At 60.8% G+C, this 6,651-nt stretch carries 14 protein-coding genes; 8 read left to right on the top strand and 6 right to left on the bottom strand.

Annotated elements, in window-relative coordinates:
• The 5 genes from AC01FP_RS15380 to AC01FP_RS15360 form a co-directional block, all read left to right on the top strand.
• Positions 1-804, top strand: an 804-nt coding sequence (locus AC01FP_RS15380) for an IS3 family transposase (protein WP_474481550.1), incomplete at its 5' end; no start/stop codon positions are given.
• Positions 805-818: 14 nt separating this feature from the next.
• Positions 819-1,181, top strand: a complete 363-nt coding sequence (locus AC01FP_RS15375; RefSeq protein WP_474481549.1) for a hypothetical protein — start codon at positions 819-821, stop codon at positions 1,179-1,181.
• Positions 1,182-1,338: 157 nt separating this feature from the next.
• Positions 1,339-1,551 (top strand): Nif11-like leader peptide family natural product precursor, encoded by a 213-nt coding sequence (locus tag AC01FP_RS15370; RefSeq protein WP_254937206.1) that lies wholly within the window; start codon positions 1,339-1,341, stop codon positions 1,549-1,551.
• 128 nt (positions 1,552-1,679) lie between these two features.
• Entirely contained in the window at positions 1,680-1,940 is a 261-nt protein-coding gene (locus AC01FP_RS15365) for a hypothetical protein (protein WP_255021281.1), read from the top strand.
• 16 nt (positions 1,941-1,956) lie between these two features.
• Positions 1,957-2,109: a hypothetical protein gene (locus AC01FP_RS15360; protein WP_254937204.1), complete on the top strand. Its 153-nt coding sequence runs from the start codon at positions 1,957-1,959 to the stop codon at positions 2,107-2,109.
• 132 nt (positions 2,110-2,241) lie between these two features.
• Here AC01FP_RS15360 and AC01FP_RS15355 read toward each other — a convergent pair whose 3' ends face one another.
• Positions 2,242-2,412, bottom strand: coding sequence for a hypothetical protein (locus tag AC01FP_RS15355; RefSeq protein WP_254937203.1), 171 nt, complete (start codon positions 2,410-2,412; stop codon positions 2,242-2,244).
• Between the two features lie 266 nt (positions 2,413-2,678).
• On the opposite strand from AC01FP_RS15355, the gene AC01FP_RS15350 reads away from it, so the two are divergent.
• The 3 genes from AC01FP_RS15350 (at position 2,679) to AC01FP_RS15340 (ending at position 3,309) form a co-directional block, all read left to right on the top strand.
• Positions 2,679-2,822, top strand: coding sequence for a chlorophyll a/b-binding protein (locus tag AC01FP_RS15350; RefSeq protein ID WP_094560385.1), 144 nt, complete (start codon positions 2,679-2,681; stop codon positions 2,820-2,822).
• On the top strand, positions 2,819-2,944 hold the full coding sequence (locus tag AC01FP_RS15345; protein ID WP_474481547.1) for a hypothetical protein: 126 nt from the start codon (positions 2,819-2,821) through the stop codon (positions 2,942-2,944). The genes AC01FP_RS15350 and AC01FP_RS15345 overlap by 4 nt, the downstream gene beginning before the upstream one ends.
• Positions 2,945-3,072: 128 nt before the next feature.
• Positions 3,073-3,309: a high light inducible protein gene (locus tag AC01FP_RS15340; protein ID WP_474481545.1), complete on the top strand. Its 237-nt coding sequence runs from the start codon at positions 3,073-3,075 to the stop codon at positions 3,307-3,309.
• Between the two features lie 783 nt (positions 3,310-4,092).
• Here AC01FP_RS15340 and AC01FP_RS15335 read toward each other — a convergent pair.
• The 5 genes from AC01FP_RS15335 to AC01FP_RS15315 form a co-directional block, all read right to left on the bottom strand.
• The gene (locus AC01FP_RS15335) at positions 4,093-4,311 is read right to left on the bottom strand and encodes a hypothetical protein (protein ID WP_474481544.1); all 219 of its coding nucleotides are present in this window, start codon (positions 4,309-4,311) and stop codon (positions 4,093-4,095) included.
• Between the two features lie 471 nt (positions 4,312-4,782).
• Entirely contained in the window at positions 4,783-5,106 is a 324-nt protein-coding gene (locus AC01FP_RS15330) for a hypothetical protein (protein ID WP_474481542.1), read from the bottom strand.
• Positions 5,107-5,268: 162 nt separating this feature from the next.
• Positions 5,269-5,676 carry a LexA family protein gene (locus tag AC01FP_RS15325; RefSeq protein ID WP_474481541.1) on the bottom strand — a complete coding sequence of 136 codons (408 nt, stop codon included), beginning with the start codon at positions 5,674-5,676 and terminating at the stop codon, positions 5,269-5,271.
• Positions 5,677-5,737: 61 nt separating this feature from the next.
• Positions 5,738-5,977: a hypothetical protein gene (locus AC01FP_RS15320; protein ID WP_474481539.1), complete on the bottom strand. Its 240-nt coding sequence runs from the start codon at positions 5,975-5,977 to the stop codon at positions 5,738-5,740.
• 86 nt (positions 5,978-6,063) lie between these two features.
• Positions 6,064-6,651 (bottom strand): sigma-70 family RNA polymerase sigma factor (locus AC01FP_RS15315; protein ID WP_474481537.1); only part of this gene is annotated, 588 nt, incomplete at its 5' end.

Raw genomic sequence — 6,651 nt, 5'->3', positions numbered from 1 at the left:
TCAGAGAGCAGCTTTTATCGGGTGCTGCACCAGGCGGGTCAGTGCCACCGCCGGGGGAGGGCCAGGCTGCCTCAGGAGCCGCGCTCGGTGCCGCGCCTCAGAGCGGATGGCCCAAACCAGGTGTGGAGCTGGGACATCACCTACCTGCCCACCACGGTGCGCGGTGTGTGGCTCTACCTCTACCTGGTGGTCGATGTCTGGAGCCGCAAGGTGGTGGCCTGGGATGTGGCCGAGGTTGAGTCGGCTCAGATCGCAGCGGATCTGGTGCAGCGGGCCTGCCTCAAGGAGCGCTACCACCGCCCCAGCGGTTTTGGCAGCCGCCAGTGCCAGCAGCAGCCCCTAATCCTCCACGCCGACAACGGCAATGCCATGCGTGGGGCGACGCTGGAATCACGGCTAGAGGAGATGGGGGTGCTCAGATCCTTCTCCAGGCCAAGGGTTTCAAACGACAACCCCTACTCAGAATCTCTGTTCCGAACGCTCAAGTATCGGCCGGACTACCCCAGCCGGCCCTTTGCCTGCAAGGACGAGGCCTGCGAATGGGTCGCTGCATTTGTGGATTGGTACAACCACTGGCACCGCCACAGCGGCATCAAGTTCGTGACGCCACATCAGCGTCACAGTGGATCCGCCGCAGCAATTTGCCAGCAGCGAGCCGAGGTCTACGAGGCTGCCCGCCAGGACAATCCAACGCGCTGGAGCGGTGCCACCCGCTGCTGGAGTCAGCCGGCAGAAGTATGGATAAACAAGCCAACAGAAGAGCCCGATCCGCTCCTGGCGCTATCCTTAATCCAGGCCGCCTGAATGGCAGCCAAGGAGTGACAACTTTCCTGAAAGTCACCGGTGCTGCGATGGCAACCACCTACGTCAATAAGGCTGGCGATGTGATGAACGGCCCGCTGCGCTTTGCCAACAGCGGCGGTGTTTCAACCTTCAATGGCCGGGACGTTTACCTGTACTACGACGGGACCTTCTTTCGCTGCCAGCTGCCGTCTTCTAGATCGGCCTGGCGAATTGAGAACAGCAGCGGCCAGGTGACCTTTGGCTCTTGTCCTGCAGCAGCTAGCCCGCCCATTGCGTCCAGTGACCTGACCAACAAGGGCTATATCGACAAGCTCTTAAGCGCGCTTTTAGATGAGCTGCAGGCCCTCAAGGCAGAGGTGGCAGCCCTTAAGGCTTGACAACCTGAGGCCTTGCTACTGGCTTGTTGTGCTCTCAGCAGATCGCTCCTGCGATCGCAACGCCCCACCAATGCACCAATGCGCCGCAATGTGCCTCAGGGAACCTGGCAGCAGGCTCCAGTTCACGCGAGCTTGAACCCATCTCTGCTTTAAGTAGATGAGCTGGTCTGATCTGGAGCGGTTGGTGGCTGATGCAGAAAGCAGCCCGGCGCTCCAGCAGGTCCTGGGCCAGTGCCATAGCCGCCAGGAGCTCCTACGCACCGCCCGCCAGCTGGGCTATCGGGTGACAAAAAGCGACCTGCTGAATGCCTGGCTGGAGCACCACAACGCAGCGGAAGTGCAAGGAGCGGATAAAGCCTCCAATTACTGAGCCCCAACGCTTCTGCAAGGACTGGCGTGCTCTAGTCAGCCCACTGCCTTAGCCAGCCCCAGAGCCCGCTCGAGCCACGCAGCGAGGCCGGGCGCGACAGCATGTAACGAAGTCGTTACACAGCTCTCATGACAGTCGGGGAAGTCTTTCTGGAGTCACTCTCCAGCGGTGTGATCACGGAACATGAAATCTCCTGGGTTGCCTCCCACCAAGGTGCTTTTGCCCGCCACGAGGAAGCCCTGGCGCTACGGCTGGGACGCTTGGTAGACGAGGGGCAGATCAACCTCGGGTGCCGCCTGCCAAGTCGTCTTGTCCAGCACAAGCTTGTGCTCAACGAATGGATCGAACCGCTGGGCCGGCGCCGAGGCAGAGCGGCCGCTTGCGCCTGACACCGCAGCAGCTCCTATGACGCAAGACAAAACACTGCACTACTGGCAGAACATGCGCATCGCCATGGAGGCGGCAGGGGCAACCTCAAGTGCCATCTACAAACGAGCCTTGGCGATCACCCAGGGGCTTCCAGATCCCCTCGCTGCTCAGGATTCAGCTGAGGGGTAACTACTAGTCCCTTTCAGGGGCGGGGGCAGCACCTCCGGTGGCGGTCCTCCTTTCGCCTTGATCACCGGCAGAACTCCCACAACTCCAGTTCTCAAGCCTTGGGGGCGCTGGTGCTGTAGCGGCTCGGCGAACTTATGCCGCCTGTTGCTCATCGCCCACCGAAGGTGGATGGCCCACCAGCTCAGAAGACTCGCAAGCGGTGATCCAGCTACGCAGCAGCGGGTAGCGCTGAACCATCGCTGCGTATTCAGCTGATTGACGGTAAGTGGATTCCAAAAGCCGGTAGTCAAGGTCCTGCTGCATGGACTGCTGCTCACCTGAAACCAGCTCTGCTGCTAGCGCGAGATGCCTGCGGTCTGAATTATCAATTGTCATGGAGATCAAAGCGGGCGCCAATGACTGCGGCAAAGCGCTCTGCATCAACCCTGCTGGTGACGGCTGGCGGCTGCTGCTCCTGTCAGCGGGAGCAGACAGAAAGCGTCGCTGGTAGCCGAGCAGGCCAGAGCGGGGCGCCCCTTGCATCGCTTGTTCACAACCTGTTACACTGGCTTTAACACTTCGTCACAATCATGACTGAGTCCGCTTCTCGCTTCGGGTTTGTCGCTTTCGCCGAAACCTGGAATGGCCGTCTGGCAATGCTTGGTTTTGTGATCGGTCTTGGCACCGAGCTGCTCACCGGCCAGGGCATCCTTTCCCAAATTGGTCTGGGTTGAGCGCCATGGAAACCGACTACACCGCTGCAATTTCGGTCGTAGCCCTGATCACCGTTGTGCTCTCGGCAATGACGATCTACGTGCTGAGCCGTCCTACGGACCTGGCTAAGAGGGTTGGATGATTTCTGCAATCACCATCGTTCTTATCGGTGCCTGGATTGTTGGTGCTCTCAACCAGCCGGATCTTGCTGATTGAGCCTCTAGCTCTTGCTATTTCAGCTTCCAATCAACTGTTCCGCCACCAAAAGCCATGACCAACACTCCTTCTAACGACCCAGCGCTTGATGACAGCGCGGAACAGTTGACCCTCATGGAGCAGCTCAAGCAAGTTGAACTGTTTAACGGCCGCGCTGCCATGGTTGGCATCGTCACCGGCATCGTGGTGGAAGGCCTCACCGGCTTTGGCATCGCCCATCAAATCGGCCTCGGCGCCTTGGTTGATGGCTATGCCGCCTGCCGTACTCAGTTCCTGCCCTTCTGTTTCTGAGCTTCTGTTTCTGAGCTTCTGCAGGCCTTTTATTTTCTGACCCCTAGGTATTGCCTGGGGGTTTTTTGTTGGATACCAATGAATTACTGGCGGCCTCCAGGACCGCCGGTTGGCCGGCATTAGACGGACCAGCGCAGGGGAGGCTCGAGCTCTTGGGGCTCTTCTTCCAGCTGGATTAGCCACCAGGCTGCTGGATAGGCGGGCTCGGGCTGTGGCTCCTGCCATTGACCGGAAGCTTGTGCTTCTTCCCAATCATCAATGAGGGACTGCATGGTGGTGGAGAGCGTGAACATCGCTGTGATGCAAAGAACGCGCACCTGACACCCCGAGAAGCGGGGAAAACTGGAGAGCGGTTTTGCAGAGCCGATGGCACCCCTCCACCCAGCTGAGGTGCTGAATGGGCGCTTCTGCTCAGCGCACCTAGCGGTGCGGCAGCGGGCACGGGCCTTTGCGGATTCCCCGAGCGGGAGCGAGCGGCTGGAGTAGGCAGCCCGCTGCTCTACTTCCAGCCGACAAGCCGGCAGAAGGGTCAATGGAACCCGACCAGGCGGGAGCGGTGGAATCCCCTGGCTCGCTGTTCCCCCATAGGTTGTGCCCGGCTTGCCCGGATTGCAGGGTTTTTCAGCGGGGACAAACGCCGCGGAACCCCAACCAGGCGGGAGCGGGTGGAGCAAGAAAGCCCGCTGCTCTGGACTGTTTCCCGCTCTCTTTTGCTCCTCTACCCGCTAGTCCTGCCACCAGCCAGCACCCCAATAGAAGGGGGCCTATGGCCCCCTGGTGGGATTAGCAGACTGAGACGGTGACGCCGGGGAGGCCCTGGAACTTGCGGGCAAAGGAAAATGCCTTCTCAGCAGGGATCAGCCGCATCTTCTTGACGGGCCTACCGCGCCTCCCGAAGTGCTCAACGGTGCAGGGCATAGCGCCGCTCTTTTTGATACCGGGCGCATAGCGATGGACGATCAGCAGGCGGATATTGCAGACGGGGCCTTGTGGAGCTGCCATGGAAATTTTGGCGAGGAACCCCTAGGTGACGCACCACGGCGCAGCAGCAGGCAAGGGTGGCGTAGCCACTTGCGTAGCCCTTTCCTGGTGTGAGCAAGTGAGGGCAACCTGAAAGGGGTGCTCGAGGAATTACCAGCAGTGCCCCAAAGCCAATAGTGCTGGTTCTGTCCGCCTGCCGGCTGCTACGGCCGGGATCAACCAAAGCAAGAGGGCCTGAGTCCTGCCCCTACGCAGTGGGGGCGAGGTGAGAACGCCTCAAGGGATGCGGTCCTGCTGCCTGGCAAGAAAAAGCACCTGTATTTCAGGCACCCGGTGTCTGCCACTCATTAGTGCCCAGCTGGGGGGCCAGAGGCCCTTCCTAAAACTGGCGGCGGGAGAGTTCTGGTTCAAACAACCGAATTTCGGTTGTTTCAGTTGATCGGCGCAAGCCGCAAAAAATGGGCCAGCAAAACTGGCCCTTGGATTGCCGGCTCAGATAAGCGCCGCTTCCCCAGGGAGCAGAACCCGGCGCTTCTGAGCAGCTGCCAATACCTCTTGGCGATAGAGCTCTTCTCCAGCTGCGCTAAGGGCTGAATCGATGGCATCGATTCGTGCTAGGCACTGAGCGATGGCAGGCAGCACCTCCTCTTCTAAGAGGGTGATTTCCTCTTCTCCATAGGGCTGCTCGCTCCAGGTGCGGCGCAGCGGCAGATCGCGGCGAAGCAGCTGCTCGATAGAGCGCGAGGCGCGATCAAGCAGCAGGAAGGGATCTTCTTCTGGCCGGCAGAACTTGGACTGGGCGCTATAGGTGGCCATGGGATTCGGCGCCAGGTGTGGCGCAGCGATGGGACCGATCCCAGAGGCGTACTGACGCAGGAAGGAAGCACAATGGAGAGGACCCGGAGTAAGCCCCACCGGAAGCCGACCCAGCTAGGGCCAGTCCAGTCTTCTGCGCAGGTCAGGTCAAGGCAGGAGCGATCAGATCTTGCGTAAGCGTCGTGGCTTGTTGAGGTGATGCACCGCATGGACCACTACGCCAAATAGGCCTGAGCGATCAAAGACCTCCAGGTCCAAAGGAATTGCTGCCTCTCCTGGTCGCACCGGTTCAAGCAACCACTGCTCCCCCTGACGCAAGAGCGGCCGCATCAAGAAGCTGCCCTGGTGGGCAACGACGACGACATGGCCGGAGCAGGGTTCAACGCTGCGGTCGATCACTATCAGGTCGCCATCATTTATGCCGTGCTGGCGCATGCCATTGCCACTGGCCCGCATGTAGAAGGTGCAGACCGGATTGGGAATCAGGGCGGCCTGGAGATCCAAGCCCTCACCCAATGAACCCAAGCAGAAGGGCACAGGCTCGCCAATAGGTAGGTCGGCCAAGATCAAACCAGCAAAGGCGGCAGTACAGCCGTTCTACTCCTGGTGAGGTGGCTTGGGTTGGGCCGGCTCAGCTGCCTGCTTCTGGCCAGGGAAGCAGCTTCATATCCCCCACCTTGTTCCAGGTTTTGCATTTGGGATCAGCCAGCCGGTAGAGGGCGCTGCCATCTAGCCCAGTCTTGGTGACGACCAGGACCGGCGCACCTGGCCAGCCAATCCGCCAAAGCTGCTCATCACCTGCCAACACAATCAAATCGCCGGTGGCGGGGTGCTTGAGGTCTGGGGCCATCGCTGCACCGTAGAAAGCCATTGGCGATTCGTTGCTAGTGCGGCAGAGCAATCGGTAGGGGCGCGCACGGATTAGTTGCGCCTGGCTCCGCGCCAGGCGGGTGGGCACTAGTCCACCAGCTTCTGGCGCAGAGCCTCAAGCGCTTTCTTCTGGGCCCGCTGCACGGACATGGCGCTGATCTCCAGCTGCTCTGCTGCCTGCCGCAGCGATAGGCCCTCAAGGATGGTGAGCCGCAGGGCTGTGGCTTGAGCTGCAGGCAGCTGATCAACTAGCTGCTCCAGCGCCAGATCATCAGCGGGCCCGGCTGCTTCCTGCTCTGGGGCCGCCAGCTGATCGAGCAGGCACGGCTCGCCAACGGCGTGGCCATCAAGGCTGATGTGACCCAGGGGGCACAGACCCTGCTCATGCAGCCGGCGTGGAATGCGCACCAGCCGCACTCGATCGCGCAAGTGATGCTGCAGGGCACCTGAGATGCAGCGGCGCAGATAGGGCTCAGCTGGATCACCTGCTTTGCAGCGCAGCACTGAACGGAGCAGGGCTTCTCTAGCTACCTGGATCAGATCCTCCCGCTCAACCAAAGGGAAGTAGCGGCGGGCTACAGCTGAGGCAACGGCATCAGCCAGGGAGAGGTGCTCCAGCACCAGGGCATCGCGGGCACGGAGGGCAGAGCGGGAAAGCGGGGCAGCCATCTGGGG

This window comes from Cyanobium sp. NIVA-CYA 375 (assembly GCF_056108345.1).
The sequence above is the reverse complement of the archived record's forward strand: the minus strand, read 5'-3'. Positions and strand labels throughout refer to the sequence as shown.